The organism is Acidimangrovimonas sediminis (genome assembly GCF_002871005.1).
Taxonomy (GTDB): domain Bacteria; phylum Pseudomonadota; class Alphaproteobacteria; order Rhodobacterales; family Rhodobacteraceae; genus Acidimangrovimonas; species Acidimangrovimonas sediminis.
This window is the reverse complement of sequence record NZ_PHSN01000016.1, coordinates 1-22,064: the sequence shown is the minus strand read 5'-3', so window position 1 is coordinate 22,064 and position 22,064 is coordinate 1. Positions and strand designations below refer to the sequence as shown.

19 protein-coding genes are annotated in these 22,064 nt (G+C 69.4%); 8 read left to right on the top strand and 11 right to left on the bottom strand.

Annotation, left to right across the window (positions count from 1 at the left end; translation table 11 throughout):
• Nucleotides 1-3: 3 nt before the first annotated feature.
• Entirely contained in the window at nucleotides 4-1,041 is a 1,038-nt protein-coding gene (gene hemE / locus CVV76_RS14915) for a uroporphyrinogen decarboxylase (protein WP_102225473.1), read from the bottom strand.
• A 123-nt stretch (nucleotides 1,042-1,164) separates the two neighbouring features.
• Here hemE and hemC point away from each other — a divergent pair, with 123 nt between their 5' ends.
• Nucleotides 1,165-2,124, top strand: a complete 960-nt coding sequence (gene hemC / locus CVV76_RS14910) for a hydroxymethylbilane synthase (protein ID WP_102225472.1) — start codon at nucleotides 1,165-1,167, stop codon at nucleotides 2,122-2,124.
• 172 nt (nucleotides 2,125-2,296) lie between these two features.
• On the opposite strand, the gene CVV76_RS14905 is transcribed toward hemC, so the two are convergent.
• The 3 genes from CVV76_RS14905 to CVV76_RS14895 all read right to left on the bottom strand — a co-directional run bounded on the left by CVV76_RS14905 (nucleotide 2,297) and on the right by CVV76_RS14895 (nucleotide 5,699).
• Nucleotides 2,297-3,325 (bottom strand): NADP-dependent oxidoreductase, encoded by a 1,029-nt coding sequence (locus CVV76_RS14905; RefSeq protein WP_102225471.1) that lies wholly within the window; start codon nucleotides 3,323-3,325, stop codon nucleotides 2,297-2,299.
• A gap of 179 nt (nucleotides 3,326-3,504) precedes the next feature.
• On the bottom strand, nucleotides 3,505-4,917 hold the full coding sequence (locus CVV76_RS14900; RefSeq protein WP_102225470.1) for an FAD-binding oxidoreductase: 1,413 nt from the start codon (nucleotides 4,915-4,917) through the stop codon (nucleotides 3,505-3,507).
• Nucleotides 4,918-5,027: 110 nt separating this feature from the next.
• Nucleotides 5,028-5,699 carry an arylesterase gene (locus CVV76_RS14895; RefSeq protein WP_233192968.1) on the bottom strand — a complete coding sequence of 224 codons (672 nt, stop codon included), beginning with the start codon at nucleotides 5,697-5,699 and terminating at the stop codon, nucleotides 5,028-5,030.
• 70 nt (nucleotides 5,700-5,769) lie between these two features.
• Between CVV76_RS14895 and CVV76_RS14890 the strand changes: the two genes are divergently transcribed.
• The 4 genes from CVV76_RS14890 (at nucleotide 5,770) to CVV76_RS14875 (ending at nucleotide 10,103) form a co-directional block, all read left to right on the top strand.
• A complete protein-coding gene (locus CVV76_RS14890) occupies nucleotides 5,770-6,540 on the top strand; it encodes an ABC transporter ATP-binding protein (protein ID WP_102225468.1) in 771 nt (256 codons plus the stop codon).
• Between the two features lie 2 nt (nucleotides 6,541-6,542).
• Nucleotides 6,543-9,077, top strand: coding sequence for an ABC transporter permease (locus CVV76_RS14885; protein WP_102225623.1), 2,535 nt, complete (start codon nucleotides 6,543-6,545; stop codon nucleotides 9,075-9,077).
• Between the two features lie 128 nt (nucleotides 9,078-9,205).
• Nucleotides 9,206-9,520, top strand: a complete 315-nt coding sequence (locus tag CVV76_RS14880) for a hypothetical protein (RefSeq protein ID WP_102225467.1) — start codon at nucleotides 9,206-9,208, stop codon at nucleotides 9,518-9,520.
• Between the two features lie 7 nt (nucleotides 9,521-9,527).
• A complete protein-coding gene (locus CVV76_RS14875; protein WP_102225466.1) occupies nucleotides 9,528-10,103 on the top strand; it encodes a TMEM175 family protein in 576 nt (191 codons plus the stop codon).
• A 28-nt stretch (nucleotides 10,104-10,131) separates the two neighbouring features.
• On the opposite strand, the gene CVV76_RS14870 is transcribed toward CVV76_RS14875, so the two are convergent.
• From CVV76_RS14870 to CVV76_RS14855, 4 genes are all read right to left on the bottom strand, one after another.
• Entirely contained in the window at nucleotides 10,132-10,920 is a 789-nt protein-coding gene (locus CVV76_RS14870; protein ID WP_102225465.1) for an ABC transporter permease, read from the bottom strand.
• Nucleotides 10,917-11,669 (bottom strand): ABC transporter permease, encoded by a 753-nt coding sequence (locus CVV76_RS14865; RefSeq protein WP_102225464.1) that lies wholly within the window; start codon nucleotides 11,667-11,669, stop codon nucleotides 10,917-10,919. The genes CVV76_RS14870 and CVV76_RS14865 overlap by 4 nt, the downstream gene beginning before the upstream one ends.
• Before the next feature lie 9 nt (nucleotides 11,670-11,678).
• The gene (locus CVV76_RS14860; RefSeq protein ID WP_102225463.1) at nucleotides 11,679-12,452 is read right to left on the bottom strand and encodes a transporter substrate-binding domain-containing protein; all 774 of its coding nucleotides are present in this window, start codon (nucleotides 12,450-12,452) and stop codon (nucleotides 11,679-11,681) included.
• Nucleotides 12,453-12,518: 66 nt separating this feature from the next.
• The gene (locus tag CVV76_RS14855; protein WP_102225462.1) at nucleotides 12,519-13,334 is read right to left on the bottom strand and encodes an ABC transporter ATP-binding protein; all 816 of its coding nucleotides are present in this window, start codon (nucleotides 13,332-13,334) and stop codon (nucleotides 12,519-12,521) included.
• Nucleotides 13,335-13,464: 130 nt separating this feature from the next.
• Here CVV76_RS14855 and CVV76_RS14850 point away from each other — a divergent pair, with 130 nt between their 5' ends.
• Nucleotides 13,465-15,039 (top strand): 5-guanidino-2-oxopentanoate decarboxylase, encoded by a 1,575-nt coding sequence (locus tag CVV76_RS14850; RefSeq protein WP_102225461.1) that lies wholly within the window; start codon nucleotides 13,465-13,467, stop codon nucleotides 15,037-15,039.
• Nucleotides 15,040-15,095: 56 nt separating this feature from the next.
• Here CVV76_RS14850 and CVV76_RS14845 read toward each other — a convergent pair whose 3' ends face one another.
• The 3 genes from CVV76_RS14845 to CVV76_RS14835 form a co-directional block, all read right to left on the bottom strand.
• Nucleotides 15,096-15,635: a hypothetical protein gene (locus CVV76_RS14845; protein ID WP_146010302.1), complete on the bottom strand. Its 540-nt coding sequence runs from the start codon at nucleotides 15,633-15,635 to the stop codon at nucleotides 15,096-15,098.
• A gap of 129 nt (nucleotides 15,636-15,764) precedes the next feature.
• Nucleotides 15,765-17,660 (bottom strand): acyl-CoA synthetase, encoded by a 1,896-nt coding sequence (locus CVV76_RS14840; protein ID WP_102225459.1) that lies wholly within the window; start codon nucleotides 17,658-17,660, stop codon nucleotides 15,765-15,767.
• 158 nt (nucleotides 17,661-17,818) lie between these two features.
• The gene (locus CVV76_RS14835; RefSeq protein WP_102225458.1) at nucleotides 17,819-19,612 is read right to left on the bottom strand and encodes an ABC transporter transmembrane domain-containing protein; all 1,794 of its coding nucleotides are present in this window, start codon (nucleotides 19,610-19,612) and stop codon (nucleotides 17,819-17,821) included.
• 295 nt (nucleotides 19,613-19,907) lie between these two features.
• On the opposite strand from CVV76_RS14835, the gene murD reads away from it, so the two are divergent.
• Nucleotides 19,908-21,323, top strand: a complete 1,416-nt coding sequence (gene murD / locus CVV76_RS14830; RefSeq protein WP_102225457.1) for a UDP-N-acetylmuramoyl-L-alanine--D-glutamate ligase — start codon at nucleotides 19,908-19,910, stop codon at nucleotides 21,321-21,323.
• A gap of 5 nt (nucleotides 21,324-21,328) precedes the next feature.
• On the top strand, nucleotides 21,329-21,952 hold the full coding sequence (locus CVV76_RS14825) for a class I SAM-dependent DNA methyltransferase (RefSeq protein ID WP_102225456.1): 624 nt from the start codon (nucleotides 21,329-21,331) through the stop codon (nucleotides 21,950-21,952).
• The last annotated feature ends 112 nt before the right edge of the window (nucleotides 21,953-22,064 follow it).

Below are 22,064 nucleotides of genomic sequence, written 5' to 3'. Positions count from 1 at the left end.
GCCTCAGCCCCGGAGCGCCTGAAGCATGACATGCACATTCTCGGGGTCGGCGTCCGGGGTGATGCCATGGCCGAGGTTGAAGATGTGCGGCCCCTTGGAAAAGGCATCTCGGATCCGCCGAGTCTCCCGGGCGAGGGCCTCGCCGCCGGTGACCATCAGCTTCGGATCGAGGTTGCCCTGCACGCAGCCGTCCACCTGGACCTTTTCCGCCGCCCATCCGGCCTCGACCGAATTGTCCAGCGCCACGCAATCGGCCCCCGTGGCGCGGGCGAAGCCGACATACCGCTCCCCCGCCTCACGCGGGAAGGCGATCACCGGCAGGCCGGGGTGGCGGGCCTTGAGGGCGGCGATGATCCGTTTTGCGGGCTCGAGGCAGAAATCGTCGAAATCCTGCCCCTTCAGGCTGCCGGCCCAGCTGTCGAAGAGCTTGACCACCTCGGCCCCGGCCTCGACCTGCTTCGAGAGGTATTCCACCGTCGCCTCGGTCAGCAGGTCGATCAGCGCGGCAAAGGTTGCCCGGTCCGTATCCTTGAGCGCATGCGCCGGCCCCTGGTCCTTGGTCCCGCGGCCCGCGATCATGTAGGTGGCCACCGTCCAGGGCGCGCCGGCAAAGCCGATCAGTGTGGTCTCGCGCGGCAGTTCCCGCGCAAGGATCCCGACGGTCTCGTAGATCGGCGCCAGCGTCTCGTGGATGTCGTCGCGCCCCTTCAGCGCCCGGAGACCCGCCGCATCGGTGAGGGTCGACAGCCGCGGCCCTTCGCCGGTGACGAACCACAGGTCGGCCCCGAGGGCCTGCGGCAGCAGAAGGATATCGGCAAACAGGATCGCCGCGTCGAAGCCGTAGCGGCGGATCGGCTGCAGCGTGACCTCGGCGGCAAGCTCGGGGTTGTAGCAAAGAGACAGGAAATCGCCCGCCTTCGCCCGCGTGGCGCGATACTCCGGCAGGTAGCGCCCGGCCTGCCGCATGAGCCAGACCGGCGGCACCGCCTGGGTCTCGCCCGCCAGCGCCCTGAGAAGGGTCTTGTCCTTGCTTGCCGTCATCACCGCCTCCGATACCGCGCGGCCCTGCCTTGACGCTCCGGCGCGCGGTGTCAAGGCGCAGGCCGTCGCAGGCCCCATCCCCGAGGCCATTGTCAGGCCGTTTGGCCGGGGGTAGAGGAAGGCATGACCCGTGCATTCCCGACCCCCGCAAAGCCCCTCCGTATCGGCACCCGCGGCTCGCCGCTGGCGCTGGCACAGGCCCACGAGACGCGCGACCGACTGATGGCGGCGCACGATCTGCCGTCCGAGGCGTTCGAGGTCGTGGTCATCCACACAACCGGAGACGACCGCGCGATGATCGCGGCCGACCGCGCGCTGAAGGAAATCGGCAACAAGGGGCTCTTCACCAAGGAGATCGAGGAGGCGCTGACCTCGGGCCGGATCGACATCGCGGTGCATTCGATGAAGGACATGCCGACGGAGCAGCCGCCGGGCCTCGTCCTCGACGGCCTGCTGCCGCGTGAGGATCCGCGCGACGCCTTCGTCTCGCCCTCCGCGGCCGGGATCGCCGAGCTGCCCGAGGGCGCGGTGGTGGGATCGTCCAGCCTGCGCCGCCGGGCGCAGCTCGCCGCGCGCCGACCCGACCTGAAGCTGGTGGAATTCCGCGGCAACGTGCAGACCCGGATGCGCAAGCTCGACGAGGGCGTGGCCAGAGCGACCTTTCTCGCGATGGCGGGGCTGAACCGCCTCGACCTCGCCTCCGTCGCCCGCTCCGCGATCGCGCCGGAGGAGATGCTCCCCGCCGTCGCCCAGGGCGCGATCGGGATCGAACGGCGCACGGAGGACACCGCGACCGCCGACCTCGTCGCCGCGATCCACGACATCCCCACGGCCGAACGCCTCGCGGCCGAACGCGCCTTCCTCGCCACACTCGACGGCTCCTGCGAGACACCGATCGCGGGGCTCGCGCTCCTGAAAGGCACGGAACTCTGGCTCCGCGGCGAGATCCTGCGACCGGACGGCTCCGAGGTCATCGCGGGCGCGCGCCGCGGCCCGGTCTCCGAAGCGGCCATCATGGGAACCGACCTTGCCCGCGAGCTTCTGGATCAGGCGCCGAAGGGTTTCTTCGACTGGCGATCCTGAGGCGCGCGCCAGGGCGCGCAAGACGTTTCCTTCGAGGGGGGCGCTGCCCCCCTGTGACCCCCCGGGATACTTTCCGCTCAGAAGAAGATCAGAGGCGTTACGGCCTTTCTTCTGAGCGAAAATATCCCACGGGGGTCCGGGGGTGTGAAACCCCCGGCCTGTCCGTTCGCACCTAGGCCGGGTCTGCGCCGACCCGCACCAGTTGCTTGCCGAAATTCCCGCCTTCGAGCAGGCGCAGGAAGGCGGCGGGGGCGTTTTGGAGGCCGTCTTCCACCGTCTCGCGGAAGGTGATCTTGCCGGCCTTCACCAGCGGCGCGACCTCTTCGAGGAAGGCCGGGCGGCGGTTCCAGTGATCGAAGACGATGAAGCCCTGCACGCGCAGTTTCTGGCGCAGTATGGCGCCCCAGACGACCGGGGCGGGGGCGGGATTATCGGCGCCCGAGTACCAGGCGATCATGCCGCAGATCGCGATCCGGCCGAAGTCGCGCATGTTCGGCAGCGTGGCCTCCAGCGTCTTGCCGCCGACATTCTCGAAATAGACATGCACGCCGTCGGGCGCGGCCTTGGCGATCGCCTCGGTCAGTTCGGCCTTGTCGAGCGCGCGGTGGTCGAGGCAGGTGTCGAAGCCCAGTTCCTCGACCGCGTAGGCGCATTTCTCGGCCCCGCCGGCGACGCCGATCACGCGCATGCCCTTGAGCTTGGCAAGCTGGCCGACCAGCGAGCCGACCGCGCCGGTGGCGGCGGAGACGACGATCGTCTCGCCCGGCTGTGCCGCGGCGATGTCGTTCAGCCCCACCCAGGCGGTCGTGCCGGGCATGCCGAGCACGCCGAGATAGGCCGAGAGCGGGGCGGCGTCGCCGTCGATCTTCTCGATCATCGTGCCGTCGGAGATGCCGTGCGAGGCCCAGCCGAAGGGCGCGATCACGATGTCGCCGGGCGCGTAGTCGGGGTGGTGCGATGCGACCACCTCGGCCACCACCTGCGCCGTCATCGTCTCGCCGATCTCGACCGGCTTGGCGTAGCTCTTGGCTGCCGACATCCGGCCGCGCATGTAGGGGTCGAGCGAGAGCCAGATCGTGCGGGCGAGGAATTCTCCCTCGCCGGGGATCGGCATCGGCACCTCTTCGAGGCGGAAGTTCGCGGGTTCGGGTTTCGCGTCCGGCCGGCTGGCCAGAACGATGCGTTGCATGGTCTCGGTCATTCTCGTCTCCCTCGCGGTTGGCGGCAGAGCCTAGCGTCGGGGCGCGCCGTGGCAAGGGGCGGGCGCTGTTGGCGGTGCACGCGGGCCGTGGCCGAGTCGGCCGGAGGGGGCCGTTCGGGCGTCTCGGTCGCGCAGGATCTATCGGGCAGGAACGGCTGCGGGGGATCCGCCGGGCAGGGTCAATCGGGGGGGATCAGCTTGCCGGGGTTCATCTGTCCCGAGGGGTCGAGCGCCGCCTTGATCGCGCGCATGACGTCGAGCGCGACAGGATCCTTGCGCCGCCGCATGGTGTTGAGCTTGGACGTCCCGATGCCGTGCTCTGCCGAGAAGCTGCCGCCAAGATCGGCCACCACGTCCTCCACCGCGTCGCGCATCCTGTCCATCAGGTCGGCATCGTCCCGGGTCGGGTAGATGGTGAAATGCAGGTTGCCGTCGCCGAGGTGGCAGACCGTCAGCGTTTCGGCGCCGGCGTCCAGCGCGGGCAGGCGGGCGTGGATCGTCTCGAGAAAGCTGGCCACTCGGTCGAGCGGCACGGCGATGTCGGTGTCGACCAGCGGGTGGCGGGTAAGCTGAACCTCGGCCGCGGCCTCGCGCCGGGCCCAGAGATCGCGACGCTGGGCTTCGGAACTGGCCACCACCGCATCGGCGACGAGGCCCGCCTCGATCATCTCGGCCAGCGTCTCTTCCAGCAGCGCCGTCACGGGAATCGCGCCGTCGGGGCCGGGCGTCACGTCGCGGGGGGCGGTCGCGCCGACCTCGATCAGGATCGAGACCTCGGGGGTTTCGGCGAAGAGAGGCCGTAGCTCGGGGTGCAGGCGGTGGAGGTGCTCGGTATAGCTGCGCGGCATGTATTCGAACGCCTCGACCGCGCCGCCCGTGGCCTCTTGCAGCCGGTTCAGCAGGTCGAGTGCGGCGGGCAGGTCGGGGGCCGAAACCATCGCGGTGGCATGGGCGCGCGGCTTGGGCACCAGCTTCACCACTGCGGCAGTGATGATCCCCAGCGTGCCCTCGGCGCCGATGAACAGGTCGCGCAGATCGAGCCCGGTGTTGTCCTTGTGCAGCGCGCTCATTAGATCCATCACCCGGCCGTCGGCAAGGACCACCTCGATCCCGAGAACCAGCGCGCGGGTGTTGCCGTAGCGCAGCACGTTCGAGCCGCCCGCGTTGGTCGACAGGACGCCCCCGATCATCGCCGACCCCCGCGCGCCGAAGAACAGCGGGAAGGCGAGGTCGTGTTCCTCCACCGCGGCATGCAGGGTCGACAGGATCACGCCAGCCTCGACCACGGCGCTGCGGGCGGCGGGGCGGATCTCGCGGATCCGGTTCAGGCGTTCGGTCGAGACCATCAGCAGGCCCTCGGCGCGGGCGCCGCCAGCAAGGCCGGTGTTGCCCGAGACCGGGACAACCGGCACCTTCGCGGCATGGGCGAGGCGCAGGACGGTGGCAACCTCGTCGGTGGAGCCGGGGCGGACGACGGCCAGCGGGGTCCAGTGGTATTTTCCCGGCCAGTCGCGGCCGAAACGTGCGGCATCCTCACCGGTCAGGACATGGGCGGCGCCAAGCTCCGCTGTCAGCTCTGCAATCAGGTCCATGCCGCGCTCTCCTCCGCCATCCCGGTGTTGATGGACCGGGGGCGGGGGCGGGTCAAGCGGGGGCGCGGCGCAGGGGAGGGTGCGTTTGAACGCAGCCTACGGGGCGGGCATCACTTCGCCTCGGCCAGCAGGTCCTCGACCTTCGGCCCGATCGCGGCCACGATCAGCTTCACGCCCTCGGGCGATGGATGCAGCCCGTCGCCCTGCATGTACTTCTGCATATGGGCCGGGGTCTCGCCCTTCGCCTTCAGCGCGGCGAAGAAATCGGGGATCAGCAGGGTATGGTACTTTGCGGCCAGCGCCGGGTAGACCGCGTCGAAGGCCTTTGCGTAATCTGCGCCATAATTCCCCGGCGCCTGCACGCCGATCAGCAGGATCGGCAGCCCCCTTGCAGAGATCGCGCCGAGGATCGCGTCGAGATTGGCCTTCATCTGCGCCACGGGAAGCCCGCGCAGCATGTCGTTGGCGCCCAACTCCACGATCACCGCCTGTGCGGGCGTTCCCAGCGTCCAGTCGATCCGGGCGCGTCCGCCCGCCGTGGTGTCGCCCGAGACCCCGGCATTGACCAGCGCGACGTCATGGCCCTGCGCCTTGAGCCATGCCTGAAGCTGGGGCACGAAGCCGTCGCCGTCGGGTAGACCGTAGCCCTGGGTCAGGCTGTCGCCAAAGGCGATCACCTTGTCCTGCGCGGCGGCAGGCAGGGCGACCGCTGCCGTCATGCCGCCCGCCGCGCTCAGCGAGAGCAGGACGGCCAGTGCGAACTTGCGCAGACCCGCCGGCACCCCATATCCCCCTGTAAGACCTGCACGACCCCGCGCCCTTCCCGACCCTTTCAGCGACCGGAACATCCCGATGACCGACCCGATCCTGCGCCTCGCCGACGCGCGTCTCACGCTCGACGGCAACACCGGACCGGTGGAAATCCTGCGCGGCATCGACCTCGAGGTGACGCGGGGCGAGACGCTGGGGCTGGTGGGGCCGTCGGGATCGGGCAAGTCGTCACTCCTCATGCTCATGGGTGGGCTGGAACGCGCCACCGGGGGGCGGGTCGAGGCGCTGGGCCACGACCTCGGGGCAATGAACGAGGACGGGCTGGCACGCTTCCGCAGGGGGAATATGGGGGTGGTGTTCCAATCCTTCCACCTGATCCCCACGATGACCGCGCTGGAGAACGTCGCGGTGCCGCTGGAACTTGCCGGCGCCGCCGATGCCTTTGACCGGGCCGAGGCCGAGCTGGGCGCGGTCGGTCTGGCGCACCGCGCAGGGCACTACCCGGGGCAGCTTTCGGGTGGCGAGCAGCAGCGCGTGGCGCTGGCCCGCGCGGTGGTGACACGGCCCGCGATCCTGTTGGCGGACGAGCCGACGGGGAACCTCGACGGGGCCACCGGGGCGCAGATCATGGAGCTGCTTTTCGACCTTCGCGAAAGCCATGGCGCGACGCTGGTGATGGTGACCCACGCACCCGAACTGGCCGCCCGTTGCGACCGGGTGGTGCAGTTGGCCGACGGCCGGATCGTCGTGCCGGAAACGGAGAGGGAGACGGGGGCCGAGACTGGGCCAGAGACTGAGGCGAATGCCGAAAACGGCGCGCGCCCCTCTGCCGCTGCCGGGGGCAGACCGTGAGACTGCGCCTTGCCGCGCGCCTTGCGCGCCGTGAGCTGCGGGGAGGGCTGCGGGGATTTCGCGTCTTCCTTGCCTGCCTCGCGCTGGGGGTGGCCGCGATCGCCGGGGTCGGCATGGTCCGTTCGGCGATCGAGGCCGGGCTGACCGGGCAGGGCGCGGTGCTGCTTGGCGGCGACGCGCAGATGGAATTCACCTACCGCTTCGCCAACGACACCGAACGCGCCTTCATGGCCAGCCATGCCGACAAGGTTTCGCAGGTGGTCGAATTCCGATCGATGGCCGTGGTGGGGCAGGACAGGGCGCTGACCCAGGTGAAGGGGGTGGACGATGCCTATCCCCTGACCGGCAAGGTGGCGCTTTCGCCCGCGATACCGCTCGGGAAGGCGCTGGCGGGGTCCGGTGGCCTGCCCGGCGCGGTGATGGAGCGGGCGCTGGTCGACCGGCTGGGGCTGAAGCCGGGCGCGACGTTCCGGCTGGGCGACACGGAATTCAGGCTGATGGCGGTGCTTGCGGCAGAGCCCGACAGCGCGACGGCGGGGCTGACGCTCGGGCCGCGCACCCTCGTCGCGACCTCGGCCCTCAGGGCCTCGGGGCTCCTCGCCGCCGGCACGCTTTTCGATACCAAGTACCGGCTGATGCTGCCGCCCGGCGAAAGCCTGCCTGCCCTCAAGGCGCTGGCGGAAAAGCGGTTTCGCGATAGCGGCATGCGCTGGACCGACCGGCGCCGGGCAACGCCGGGGATCGACACCTTCGTGCAGCGGATCGGGTCGTTCCTCGTCCTGGTGGGGCTGGCGGGGCTGGCGGTCGGCGGGGTGGGGATCTCGGCCGCCGTGCGGGCCTATGTCGAGGGCCGGACCGCGACCATCGCCACGCTGAAGACGCTGGGGGCGGACGGGCGGCTGATCACCGCGGTCTACCTGATGCAGATCGCGGCCCTCACGGCGCTGGGGATCGTGCTTGGCGTGGCGCTGGGGGCGGCGGTGCCGATGGTGCTTGCCCCGGTGATCGCGGCGCTGCTGCCGTTCCCCTCTTCCTTCGCGCTCTATCCCGCGCCGCTGATGGAGGCGGCGCTCTACGGTGCGCTGGCGGCGCTTCTGTTCACGCTCTGGCCGCTGGCGCGCGCCAGGGCTACCCGGGCCGCCGCGCTTTACCGCGACGATGGCACGGCGGCGGTGCCCGGGCCGGGCACCGTCCTGGCGCTGGGGCTTACGGCGGCGGCGCTGGTGGCGGCGGCGGCGCTGTTCTCGGGCCTCGCGGCGCTGACGCTCTGGGCCGCGATGGGGATCGTCGCCGCGCTCGAGGTGCTGTGGCTGGCCGCCTGGGGCCTGCGGCGGCTCGCGCGCAGGCTGAGCCGGGCGCGGATGTTCCGGGGCCGCACCGCGCTGCGCCTCGCGCTGGGGGCGATCGGCGGGCCGGGGCGTGGCGGCGGGGGCGAGGCGGCCTCGGTCATCCTGTCGCTGGGGCTGGGGCTTTCGGTGCTGGCGGCGGTGGGGCAGATCGACGGCAACCTGCGCCGCGCGATCGACACCGACCTTCCGAAACGCGCGCCGTCCTACTTCTTCATCGACATCCAGCCCGACCAGCTTCCGGGCTTTCTCAAGACCGCGAAGGACAGCCCAAGCGTGACCCGGGTCGAGACCGCGCCGATGCTGCGCGGCATCATCACGCGGATCAACGGGCGGCCCGCCCGCGAGGTGGCGGGCGACAGCTGGGTGGTGAAGGGCGACCGCGGCGTCACCTTCTCGGCCAGCCCCCCGCGGGGGACGAAGATCACCGCGGGCACCTGGTGGCCCGCAGATTACAAGGGCCCGCCACAGATCAGCTTTGCCGCCAAGGAGGCGCAGGAGATGGGGCTGCACCTCGGCGACACGATGACCGTCAACATCCTCGGCCGCGACATCACCGCGACGATCACCAGTTTCCGCGACGTCGATTTCGCCTCGGGCGGGATCGGGTTCGTGCTGTCGATGGATCCGGCCGCCGTGGCCGGCGCGCCGCACAGCTCCATCGCCACGGTCTATACCGCGCCGGGCACCGGGCCGGAGGCCGAAAGCGGCATCCTGCGACGGGTCGGCGAGGCCTTTCCCAACATTACCGGGATCCGCGTGACAGAGGCGATCGGCAAGGTGACCGACGCGTTGGGTGCGATCGCCCGGGCGACCTCGGCCGCGGCGGGAGCGACGCTGCTGACCGGGATCGTGGTGCTGATCGGTGCCGCGGCGGCGGGCGAGCGGGCGCGGATCTACGAGGCGGCGGTGCTCAAGACGCTGGGGGCGAGCCGCGCGCGCATCCTTGCAAGTTTTGCGCTGCGCGCCGCGATCCTCGGCGCGGCGGCGGGCGTGGTGGCGCTGGCCGCCGGCAGCCTCGGGGCCTGGGCGGTGATGCGCTTCGTGATGGATGCGCCTTTCACGCTGGAGGTCGGGCCCGCGCTGGCGATCGTGCTGGGCGGTATCGCGGCGGTGCTGCTGTCGGGGCTGGTGTTCGCGCTCCGGCCGCTGGCGGCGCGGCCGGCGCAGGTGCTGCGCGCGCGGGAGTAGGCGGCTCGGGTCCGGCCGGGCGCCAAAACTCTTCCGAAGAGTTTTGCAAATTCCTTGTTAAGGAATTTGGTCCGTGCCGTGATACGCTGTGTGCGAGAGACAGGGTGGCCTGCGCGAAGGAGGGCGCGATGCGGTGCCGGCTTTCGATACTCGCGGCGGCGGCCGCACTGGTGGCCGGGCCGGCGCTGGCCGACCGGATCGACGGCGACTGGTGCCAGCCGGGCAGCGCGCGGGCCCTGACCATCGACGGGCCAAGGATCGTGACCCCGGGCGGTCGTCGCTTGACAGGGGAGTACAGCCGACATTTCTTTGCCTATACCGCGCCCGCGGACGAACCGGGGGCGGGCACGCGGATCGAGATGCGGCTTCTGTCCGAGGACGAGGTCGAAGTCCTGACCGGCGATGATTTCCAGAGCTGGCGGCGCTGTCGCCCGATGTCATGAGGGTAGGGTGAAGAAGACAAGGGTCGAGGCGTTCTCGGATGGTGTTCTCGCGATCATCATCACGATCATGGTGCTGGAGCTCAAGGTGCCGGAGGGTGAGGACCTGTCGGCGCTGGCGCCGCTCTGGCCGGTGTTCCTGGCCTATGTCCTGTCCTTCGCGCATATCGGCATCTACTGGAACAACCACCACAACATGTTTCACCGGGTGGAGCGTGTCAGCGGGCGGGTGCTCTGGGCCAACCTGCACCTGTTGTTCTGGCTGTCGCTGATGCCCTTCGCCACCGGTTTCATGGGCGAGAACCATTTCGCCGCCTGGCCCGTCGCGGTCTATATCTTCGATCTTTTCATGTGTGGCGCCGCCTATGGTGTGCTGGAGCGGCTGCTGGTGGCCGAACATGCGCATGACTCGGTCTTCGCCATGTCTGCCGGACGGTCGGGAAAGGAGGTCGTGTCGGTGCTGGTCTACCTCGTGGCGCTGCCGGTGGCCTTCGTCTCGGGCTACGCCGCGCTGATCGGGGTGGTCGTGGTCGCGGCGCTGTGGCTGGTGCCTGACCGGCGGTTCGAGCGCGGGCCGGGGCGCTGAGCGCGCCCCCCGGCCCGGCCTGTCAGCGTCAGCTGCGCTTGGAGGGCACCTGCCGTTCCACGAGGTGGAAGAGGGCCACGATGATCCCGGTGACGATCAGGTAGATCACGGCGAGCAGAAGCAGGGGTTCGTAGATGATGTAGGTGTCCTGCCGGATCTGCAGGCTGGCCTGGTAGAGGTCGAGCACGGTGATCGTCGCGATCAGCGGCGTCGACTTCAGCTGCAGCACGGTCTCGCCGCCCATGGTCGGCAGCACCCGGCGAACCGCCTGCGGCAGCCAGATCCGCCGCAGGATCGTGAACCGCGGCATGCCGTAGGCCCGTGCGGCCTCCAGCTGGCCCTTCGGCACACCGAGGAAGGCGCCGCGCATCACCTCGCCCTCGTAGCCCGCGAAACTGAGGGTCAGCGAGAACAAGGCGTAGGGCCAGGCCTGCCGCAGGTACTCCCATGCCCAGCTTTCCCGGATCGAGGGGAAGTGCGGGAAGATCGAGCCCAGCCCGTAATAGAAGAACCACAGTTGCAGCAGGAGCGGCGTACCCCGGATCACCGAGCAGAAGCCCTTGGCCGGCAGCGCCAGGTACCAGGGCCCCGCCGCTTGCGCGAGGCCCAGCCAGATCGCCAGGAACAGGCCCACCGCCCAGCTGATCACCAGCATGTAGATCGTGGTCCACAGCCCCTTCAGCAGCAGGCCGTTCTGGATGTACTCGGGCAGCCAGCTCCAGTCGAGCGCGTAGATCGCCCAGCCGAAGATCGCCACCCCGATCAGCAGCAGAACGATCCGGTGCGGCACCATCATGGATCGGACGAGGGCTTTCATACGCCGCCTCCGCGCAGGCTTGGCTGGCCGCGCCGCGCCCGGCGTTCGGCCAGCGCGAAGAGCCGGCCGGAGAGGACCGAGATGAGCATGTAGAGGACGCCCGCCGCGGTGAAGAACAGCATGAATGCCTTGGTCGTGCCGCCGGCCTGAAGCGAGGTCTCGGTCAGCTCGTTGAAGCCGATCACGGCCAGAAGGGCGGTATCCTTGGTCAGGTTCAGCCACAGGTTCGCCATGCCCGGCAGGGCGTTGGCCAGCATCTGCGGCAGTGTGATGCGCCAGGCGATCTGCAGCGGCGTCATGCCATAGGCGCGGCCGGCCTCGATCTGGCCATGCGGGACGGCAAGGATCGCGCCGCGCAGCACCTCGGTCATGTAGGCGCCGAGGACGAAGCCCAGCACGATCGTGCCGACCAGCATCGGCGGCAGGTCGATGCGGTCACGGCCAAGGCTGAGCAGCACCTTGTTCACCATGTCCGGCACGAGATAGTAGAGGATGAGGATCTCGATGAGTTCGGGGATCGCCCGCACCGCGGTCGTGTAGATCGCCGCGATGTCCTTGACCAGCGGCCCGCCGTACAGCTTGCCGAATGCGCCAAGAACCCCCAGCAGGGTCCCGACGATATAGGCCCCCGCGGCGACCTCCAGCGTGTGCAGGAGGCCCTCCAGTAGCGGACCCCCCCAGCCGGGAGGGTCCAGGGCCAGAAGGCCCAACGCGTGGCCCGGTTCGAAAAGTCCGAGCAACCAGTTCATCGTCCGGCCTCAGCTGCCGTAGATGTCGAAGTCGAAGTATTTCTTGGTGATCTTGTCGTACTCGCCGTTGGCGCGCACGTCCTTGATCCCCTTGTTGAACTCTTCGCGCAGCTTGGTGTCGCTCTTGCGGAAGCCGGCGCCGATGCCCTTGCCCAGGGTTTCGTTGTCATAGGGCAGGTCGCCGATCATCTTGCAGCACGACTTGCCCTGCGAGGTGGCGAGGAAGCCCTCAAGCGCCATCTTGTCGGCGATGGTGGCGTCGATGCGGCCCGCGGCAAGGTCCTGGTCGGCCTGGTCCTGGGTCTGGTAGGTCTTCAGCGTCGCGGTCTTGGCAAAGAACTTCTTGGCATAGGCCTGGTTGGTGGAGCCGACCTCGACACCGATGACCTTGCCCTTCATCGATTCAGGCGTGGCCTTGAAGGTCGCGCTCTTCGGGGCGACGACCGAGGCCGGGGTCTCGTAGTACTTGTCCGAGAAGTCGATGACCTTGGCGCGCTTGGCGGTGATCGACATCGAGGCCATGATGACGTCGATCTGGCCGGCCTTGAGCGCCGGGATGATGCCGTCCCAGGCCACCGCCTTGATCACGCAATCAAGCTTCTGATCCTTGCAGATCGCCTTCATCAGGTCGACTTCCCAGCCTTGCCAGTGGCCCGACGAGTCCAGCGTCGAGAACGGGGGGTAGGGCTCGGAGGCGACGCCCACCTTGATCTCTTTGGCCTGAACCATGCCGGCGAAGCCGAGGACGGCGACGCCTGCGATGACGAGGGATTTGATTTTCATGTTTTTCCTCTCTGTTGGTCAGTCTTGTCTTGAATGTTTGCGGATGCCCGAAGGGCCCCCGGCCGGTCAGCCGACCGTGCGCAGGAACTGTTTCAGGCGATCCGATTTCGGGTCGCCGAACAACTGTTCCGGCGGCCCCTCCTCCTCCACGCGTCCGTTGTAGAGGTAGATCACGTGGTCCGACACCTCGCGGGCGAACTTCATCTCGTGGGTGACCATCAGCATGGTGCGGCCCTCGGCGGCGAGGTCGCGGATCACCCCCAGCACTTCGCCCACGAGTTCGGGGTCGAGCGCGCTGGTGGGTTCGTCGAAAAGCATCGCCCGCGGCTCGATCGCCAGCGCGCGCGCGATCGCGGCGCGCTGCTGCTGGCCGCCCGACATGAAGGCGGGGTAGACATCGGCCTTGTCCGACAGACCGACCCGGGCAAGCAGCTTCTCGGCCCGCGCTATGGCCTCGGCCTTGGGCACCTTGAGGACGTGGACGGGCACCTCGATAAGGTTTTCCATCACTGTCTTGTGGGACCACAGGTTGAACGATTGGAACACCATGCCCAACCGCTGGCGGATATGTTCGATCTGGCGCCGCGAGGCGGGCGTGCCGTCGGCCCGCATCTGCACCTCTTCCCCGCCGATCACGATCTTGCCGGAGGTCGGCGTCTCGAGAAAGTTGATGCAGCGCAGCGTGGTCGACTTGCCCGAGCCGGACCCGCCGATGATCGACACCACGTCACCTTCGTGCGCGGTCAGCGAGACCCCCTTGAGAACCTCGAGATCGCCAAAGGACTTGTGCAGATTGTCGATGCGGATCGCTTCCGCTCTGCTGCCCGGTCTTGCCGTGCCGTTTCGCTCTTGCGGGGCGTCCTGGGCCGTGGCAGCCGTCATGCAGCATCGTCTCCGTTGTGGAATAGCACTGACTAAACCATTCTGCCTGAATGAAGTGCAAGCGCAAATTTTTTGCGCTTTATGAACGGCGGCAGCGGGGAGAGCGCCCGGAAACGAGGGAGAAACGGACATGCAGACTGTAGGTGCGGCGCTGGTCGCGGGGCTGGAGGCGCGGGGCGTTTCGGTGGTCTTCGGCATCCCGGGCGTTCATACCGTTGAACTTTACCGCGCGCTGCCCGGCTCGGGCCTGCGCCACGTGACGGTGCGCCACGAACAGGCCGCGGGCTTTGCCGCCGACGGATATGCACGGGTTTCCGGCCGGCCGGGTCTCGCATTCGTGATCACAGGGCCGGGGGCGACGAACATGCTGACGCCGATGGCGCAGGCGCGGGCCGATTCCGTGCCGATGCTGGTGGTCAGCGGCGTGAACCCCCGGGCGGTGCAGGGCCGCGGCCTCGGCCATCTGCACGAGCTGCCCGACCAGCTGGCCACGATGGCCTCGGTCGCGCTGCATGCCGAGGAGATCGCCTCGGGCGAGACGGTGGGGCCCGCGCTCGACCGTGCGTTCGCCGCGATGGCGGGGCGGGGCGGCCCCGCGCACCTGCAGGTGCCGCTCGACGTGATGCCCGCCCCCGCTGCCGCGCTGCCCGCGCCGGTCCCGCCGGTCGAGCCGCCTCTGCCGGACCTCTCGGCCGCGCGGGAACGGCTGGCGGCGGCGCGGCGCCCGGTGATCCTGGCGGGCGGCGGGGCCAAGCGGGCGGGGAGCGCGCTGACCGCGCTGGCCGAGGCGCTGGACGCGCCGGTGGTGATGACGGCGAATGCGCGGGGCGTGATGCATGGCCACCCCCTGGGCGTGCCGGCCAGCCCCTCGCTCACGGCCGTCCGCGCGCTGATCGCCGATGCCGACCAGGTGCTGGCGGTCGGCACCGAGTTCGGCCCCACCGATTACGACATGTACGTGCGCGGTGGACTGCCCGACCTTTCGGGCATGATCCGGATCGACGCGGATGCGGACCAGCTTGGCCGCCACCCCGCTGCGGTGGCGCTCAAGGGGGATGCGGGGCGTCTCCTCGCTGCGCTCCTCGATTCTGTGGTGGCGCGGGAAAGCGGGGTGGAGGGCGGCGGCGCCGCGCGTGCCGGCGCCGCGCGCGCCGCGGCCTGGGAGGAGATCGGCGAGGGCTATCGCGCCATGGTCGCGATGCTCGATGCGCTGCGCGGCGCCCTGCCAGGGGCGATCGTGGTGGGCGACAGCACCCAGCCGGTCTACGCAGGCAACCTTTACTACGACCACGACCGGCCCTGCGGCTGGTTCAACGCCGCCACCGGCTACGGCGCACTGGGCTACGGCGCCCCCGCGGCGATCGGTGCAGCCCTGGCCGCGCCCGAGGCGCCGGTGGTTTGCCTTACCGGCGATGGCGGGCTGCAGTTCAGCCTGGCCGAGCTCATGACCGCGCGCGACGAGGGGGTCGATGTCACCTTCCTGGTCTGGAACAACGGGGGCTACCGCGAGATCGCCGAGGCGATGGAGGGGGCAGGCGTCGAGGTGCTGGGCTGCGATCCGACGCCGCCCGGCTTTGCCGACCTCGCCCGCGCCTGCGGCCTGCCCTATGAGCGGATTGCGCCGGATCCCGAGGCGCTTGGCGACGTGCTGGTGCGCAGCCGCGCGATCCGCGGCCCGAAGCTGGTCGAGGTGGCCGTCGGCTGAGCGCGGCCCTCCCCCGGAGGGCGGGGCTGTGCTGCGGTGCGCGGCGCTGGTGCTGTTCAGTCGAACGGGTTGCTGGAGCGGCTGCCGCCCTGGCGCAGGGCCCTGACGCACTTGATCAGCGCGTCCATCGAGGCGCGCGAACCGGACAGCGAATAGGTGTGCACATGGCTGCCCCTGTCGTTGTAGAGCGTCAGGGTGGACCCGTTCGAGACCTCCATCAGGAACTTGGACCCCTTGCTTCCGCCTGGCAGGTTGAACAGCACCGAGTGCTTGTAGAGTTCGGCGTTCGACAGCCGCCAGGATGGGTAGCCGCCGATCCTGAGCTTGAGGTTGCCGCGGTGGGGGTCGCCGAAGGCCCAGCCGGTCGAATAGAACTGCATCCTGACCCCGCTGCCCGGGCTGGCATAGAGCGAGAAGCTGTAGCCGTTGCGCGAGACCCGGGCCTGGCAGCGCAGGTTCCTGTTGTCGTAATTGACCAGGCGGACCTCCCAGTCACGATAGGAATAAATCACCTTCGAGGTGATCGCGGCGTCGGCACGGGCCGGTGCCAGCGCGGACAGCGCGGACAATGCGACTGCGCATGAAATGGATTTCATCGAAAACCTCCCCGGAACGGCGCTGAAACAACGCGTCCAGCTTGGGGCAAGCCCGGAGGTCGATCAAGGGTTTGTGATGTTTCGCGATCACGGTGTGATGCCAAATAGGGCATCACGCCGCGTGTCGCCTCAGTCCGCCCATTCCCAGGGGCGGGTGTGCGCCCCCAGGGCTTGTGTCGCGGCGGCAGGATCAACCTTGCCGGTCTTGTGCAGCCGCGCGACCAGGCCGCGCTTCTTGTCCTCTACCACCTCGGCCACTTCGGCCGCCACGCCACTCTCGGCCAGCGCCGCGTCGTAGACCCGCTTGATTGCGCGTTTCCTCAGATCCGGCTTGAACACCTTGCCGACCGCCGTCTTGGGCAGCTCCGGCAGGATCTCGAGATGGCGCGGGATGGCGGCGCGCTCGTGGATGTTTTCGCGCGCGTAAGTCATCAGCTCCTCGACCGTCACGCCGGCGCCGTCGGTCAGTTCGACATAGACGCAGGGCACCTCGCCGGAATGGGCGTCGGGCTGGCCGATGGCGCCGGCAAAGGCGACCTGCTCGTGGCCCATCAGCGCTTCCTCGATCTCGGCCGGGTCGATGTTATGGCCGCCGCGGATGATGATGTCCTTGGCGCGGCCGGTGATGAACAGGTAGCCATCGGGATCCAGCCGCCCGAGGTCGCCGGTGCGCAGCCACTCGCCATCGGCAAACAGGCCACGGTTCTTGGCCTCCTCGGTGTAGGTGTGGCCGGTGACGACGCCGGGGTTCTTCACGCAGATCTCGCCCACTTCGTCGGTACCGCATTGCTTCAGCACGTGGCCTGTCTCGTCACATTGCAGGATGCGCACGTCGGTATAGGGGAAGGGCAGGCCGACGGACCCGATCTTCTTCTCCCCGTCCGGTGGGTTGATGGACACGAGGCAAGTCGCCTCAGTCAGGCCATAGCCTTCGCAGATCGTCAGGCCGGTGGCCTTCTCGAACCGGCGGTAAAGCTCCACCGGCAGGGGGGCGGAGCCGGAGAAGGCATAGCGGAGCGAGGAGACGTCGGCATCGACCTTGCGCTGCATCAGCGCCGAGATCGCGGTCGGCACGGTGATCAGGTAGGTGATCTTCCAGCGCTCCACCAGCTTCCAGAAATTGTCCATCACGCCGTCGCCGCGATAGCCGGCGGGGGTGGGCAGGATGACATGGGCGCCCGAGGCGATCACCGACATCATCACCGGGTAGGCGGCGAAGACGTGGAACATCGGCAGCGGGCAAAGCACCTTGTCGCTGGGCCGGAACAGCATCCGCGCGCCGAGCCAGCCGTTGTAGACCATCCCAGAGACGCGGTGCTGGGCCACCTTCGGCATGCCGGTGGTGCCGCCGGTGTGGAAATAGGCGGCGACGCGGTCTTCCTCGGGGTCGTCGAAGGTCAGGCGGTCGGCGGGCTGGCGGTCGCATTCGCGGGTGAAATCGAGGACGCGCGCCTTGTGCTTCACCGCCACCTTCGGGCGGATCAGCGGCACGATCAGCTTCTTGATGCCGGTGCGGTGCTGCAACAGGTCGACCTCGACCACCGTCTCGACATTCGGCGCCAGCGCCACGGCCTCGGCCACCTTCTGGGCGATGTCGGTCTTGGGGAAGGCCTTGAGCGAGACCACGACCTTGGCGTTCGTCTCACGCAGGATGGCGCCGATCTGTTCGCCGTCGAGCAGCGGGTTGATCGGGTTGACGATCCCCGCAACCATTCCGGCCAGCAACGTCACCGCGGTGTCGGTGGCATTGGGCAGGACGAAGGCCACCACGTCATTCGGCCCGACCCCGAGCGCACGCAGCATGTTCGCGGCCTTGGTCACGCGGGCCAGCAGCTGGGTCCATGTCAGCGTCTCCGCAGGATCCTCGGCGCCCGAGAACAGCTGGAACGACAGCGCGGGGCTGCTGCCGTAAAGGTCGGCGGTGGCCGAGATGAAGCGGTGCATGGTGCGCGGCACGTCGCGCGCTTCCCACGGGCACTCGGCCTCGATGGCGTCGCGGTCCGCGGCGTTGGCATAGGTGTTCATGGCGTCTCCTCCGGCCCTTTACGGGTCCCCTTGGCGGGCAAGTTGGGACTTTTGGCGAAGGGGCGCAAGGCCGCGCGGCGCGCGGAAACGCAACGTCAGAGCGGGCGCGCGTGACCGGTCAGGCGCTGCCGGGCGCCCCCGCGCGGGCGGCGCGGGGCCTACTCCGCCGCGACGCCCTCGGTGAACTGAAGCCGGGCGAGGCGGGCGTAAAGACCGCCCTCGGCCACCAGGGCATCGTGGGTGCCGGTGGCGACGATCCGGCCCTCGTCGAAGACGACGATCCGGTCGGCCTTCTTCACCGTCGCCAGTCGGTGCGCGACGATCAGCGTGGTGCGGGTCTTGGCAAGTTCGTCGACCGCGTTCTGCACCAGCCGCTCGCTTTCCGCGTCCAGCGCCGAGGTGGCCTCGTCCAGCAACAGGATCGGCGCGTCGCGCAGGATCGCGCGGGCGATGGCAATCCGCTGCTTCTGGCCGCCCGACAGCATCACGCCGCGCTCGCCGACCTGGGCCTCGTAGCCGCCGGGAAGCGCGCTGATGAAGTCGTGCGCGTTGGCGGCGCGGGCGGCGGCCTCGACCTCGGCATCCGATGCCTCGGGCCGGCCGAAGCGGATGTTCTCGCGCGCCGAGGTCGCGAAGATCACCGGGTCCTGCGGCACCAGCGCGATCGAGCGGCGGAAATCCGACCGCGCCATCTCGCGCAGGTCCATCCCGTCGATCGTCACCGCCCCGCTGGCCGGGTCGTAGAACCGCAGCAGCAGCTGGATCACCGTGGTCTTGCCCGCCCCCGAGGGCCCCACCAGTGCGATCGTCTCGCCCGGGGCGACGGCCAGGTCGATCCCCTCCAACGCCGATTTCTCGGGCCGGGTCGGGTAGTGGAAGGTGACGCCGTCGAAGCCGATCGCCCCTTTCGCCGGCTGCGGCAGGGCCTTCGGCTGCGCCGGGTCCGACACGTTGTCGGTCGCGTTCAGCAGCTCCACCAGCCGCTCGGTCGCCCCGGCGGCGCGCAGCAGCTCGCCCCAGATCTCCGACAGCGCGCCGACGGAGCCGGAGACCATCACGGCGTAGATCACGAACTGAATGAGGGCGCCCACGCTCATGTCGCCCGCGCGGACGTCGCGCACGCCGATCCACAGAACGCCCACCACGCCCGCGAAGACGAGGAAGATCACGATCATGGTCAGCGCCGCGCGCACGCCGATCCGGCGCTTGGCTGAAAGGTAGGACGCCTCGGTGACCCGGGCGAACTCCGCCCGGCTCTGGTCCTCGTGGGTGAAGGCCTGCACCGTCTGGGCCGACAGCAGCGCCTCGGACGCGTTGCCCGAGGATTGCGCGATCCAGTCCTGGTTCTCGCGGCTCAGCCCCCGCAGCCGCCGGCCCAGCACGATGATCGGGATGATCACCACCGGTACGATCAGCAGCACGAGGCCGGTCAGCTTGGCGCTGGTATAAAGCATCAGGGCAAGGCCGCCGACCAGCAGCAGCACGTTGCGCAGTGCGACCGACACCGACGAGCCGATGACCGACAGGATCAGCGTGGTGTCGGTGGTCAGGCGGCTGAGCACCTCGCCGGTCATGATGCTCTCGAAGAAGGCGGGCGACAGCCCCACGACCTTGTCGAACAGCGCCCGGCGGATGTCGGCGACCACGCGCTCCCCCAGCCGGGTCACGAGGTAGTAGCGTGCCCCGGTCCCGAGCGCGAGAGCCGCCGCGATGCCGAGCGCCGCGAGGAAATACTGGTCGAGCAGCGCGGCAGAGGAATGGCCGAAGCCGTCGATCACCCGGCGCACCGCAAGCGGCAGGATGAGAGAGATCCCGGCGGTGACGACAAGCGCCACGAGCACGAGGAAAGCCATGCCGCGATACGGCCTGAGGAACGGGCCGAGGCCCCTCAGCCCGCTTACCCGCTTGGCCTTGTCGCGCTCTTCCAGCGTTGCGTCGCCCCGTCTTGGCATGGGTCTTCCCCTCTTCGGTTTGCCCATGCCCTTAGACCTCCGGACCCCATCCGGCAAGCCGTGCGGGCGGGGTGGGTTCCCTCGGGTTCCCCAAATCTTGTCACAGGGGCGCGAGACCTCCGTAACATGCGCCGATCCCGGGCTGCGGCGGGCCGCGCGCCGGTGCGCGGGGTGGCTGCCCCTCCGCCTGGTGGAGGGCGGCGCGGAGAGGGTTTCGAATGTCGGCCCCTTGAACAGCTGCCGAAGAAAGGGGCAAGGTCCGCGCCTAACCAGGCGGACGAACCAGGGGGTGCGGATGATTCCGGTCAGGGGTTACCAGGGGCAGAAGGTGGCGGTTCTCGGGCTCGGACGCTCGGGCCTTGCCACGGCGCGGGCGCTGGCCGAGGGCGGGGCGACCCCCGTCGTCTGGGATGACAGCCCCGAAGCGCGCGAAAAGGCCGAGGCTGCGGGCTTTGCCCCCGAAGATCTGTCGCGCGCACGAGGCCTGGAAGGTGTGGCCGCGCTGATCGTCAGCCCCGGCATTCCCCACCTCTACCCCGCGCCGAACCCGATCGTCGCCAAGGCGCTAGCCGAGGGCGTGCCGGTCGACAACGACATCGGCCTGTTCTTCGCCTCGCTGGCGACGCCCGAGTGGAACAAGTTCGATCAGCCGCCCAAGGTGATCGCGGTGACCGGCTCCAACGGCAAGTCGACGACGACCGCGCTGATCCACCATATCCTCGAGGTTGCGGGCAAACCCGTGCAGATGGCCGGCAACATCGGCCGCGGCGTTCTCGACATCGACCCGCCGGGCGACGGTGCGGTGGTGGTGCTGGAGCTCAGTTCCTACCAGACCGACCTGGCGCGGGCCCTGACCCCGGACATCGCGATCTTCACCAATCTCTCGCCCGACCACCTCGACCGGCACGGCGGGCTTGGCGGGTATTTCGCGGCCAAGCGCCGGCTGTTTGCCGAGGGCGGGCCGGACCGCGCGGTGATCGGCGTGGACGAGGTCGAGGGGCGCTTCCTCGCCAACCAGCTTTCCGTCGGCCCGGGGGACGACCGGGTGATCCGGATCTCCTCGGGGACGAAACTGGAAACCCCGGGCTGGTCGGTCTTTGCGCGCAAGGGCTTTCTGTCCGAGTGGCGCAAGTCGCGGCAGGTGGCCTCCATCGACCTGCGGGGCATCGCGGGCCTGCCCGGCGCGCACAACCACCAGAACGCCTGTGCGGCCTATGCCGCCGTCCGCCCCCTCGGCCTTGCGCCGAAGCTGATCGAGGAGGCGCTGCATTCCTTCGCCGGCCTGCCGCACCGCTCTCAACTCGTGGCCGAACGCGGCGGGGTGCGCTTCGTGAACGACTCGAAGGCCACCAACGTCGACAGCGCGGCCAAGGCGCTGCAGGCCTTCCCGAAGATCCGCTGGATCGCCGGGGGCCTGGGCAAGGACGGCGGGATCGGGGCGCTGACGCCGTTCCTCGGATCGGTGGTCAAGGCCTACCTGATCGGCCACTCGGCGCGCGACTTCGCGCTCCAGATCGGCGAAACCCCGCAGGAGATCTGCGAAACGATGGAGGCCGCCGTCACCCGCGCCGCCGCCGAGGCACAGCCGGGCGAGACGGTGCTCCTCGCCCCCGCCGCGGCCAGCTTCGACCAATATCCGAACTTCGAGAAGCGGGGCGACCACTTCACCGCGCTGGTCGAGGCCCTTGCCGGCCCGCCCATCGAAGGCTGAGGCGAATGGCGGAGCCGGTCGGCAGCTTCCCAGGCCCCGATGCGATCCCGGATACCTATCGCCGCCAGGCCATGCGCTGGGACACGGACCGCGCCCGCAGCTTCTTTGAAAAGGGCTGGCTCCTCCGGGCGACGGAGGGCCTTGCGCCCGGCGCGCAGGCTCTCGACCTTGGCTGCGGCGCGGGGGAGCCGATCGCGAGCTGGCTGATCGCGCAGGGCTACGCGCTGACCGGGGCGGACGTGGCCGATGAGATGCTGGCGCTCGCGCGGGACCGTTTCCCGCAGGCCGAATGGATCCGGGCCGACATGCGGACCCTCTCGCTCGGGCGGCAGTTCGACCTGATCGTCGCCTGGGACAGCTTCTTCCACCTCTCGCCCGCGGCTCAGCGGCAGATGTTCCCCATCTTCGCGCGCCACCTGTCGCCCGGCGGGCGCCTCCTCTTCACCTCCGGCCCCGCGGCGGGTGAGGCCTGGGGCAGGGTGGGCGAAGAGGCCGTCTATCACGCCAGCCTCGCCGCCGGGGAATACGCGTCGCTCCTGACGGACAACGGGCTGAACCTGCGCGGCTACCTGGCCGAGGACGCGGACTGCGACCGCCATTCGGTCTGGCTCGCGCAGCGCGGCTTTTGACCCCGCCCGCGTCGGGGAGAACAGCCCCGGCCCCTGCGCAGGACGGAGATGTCGGCGGCGGGGGCGCTGCCCCCTGCACCCCCCGGGATATTTTCGAGCAGAAAGGGAAGAA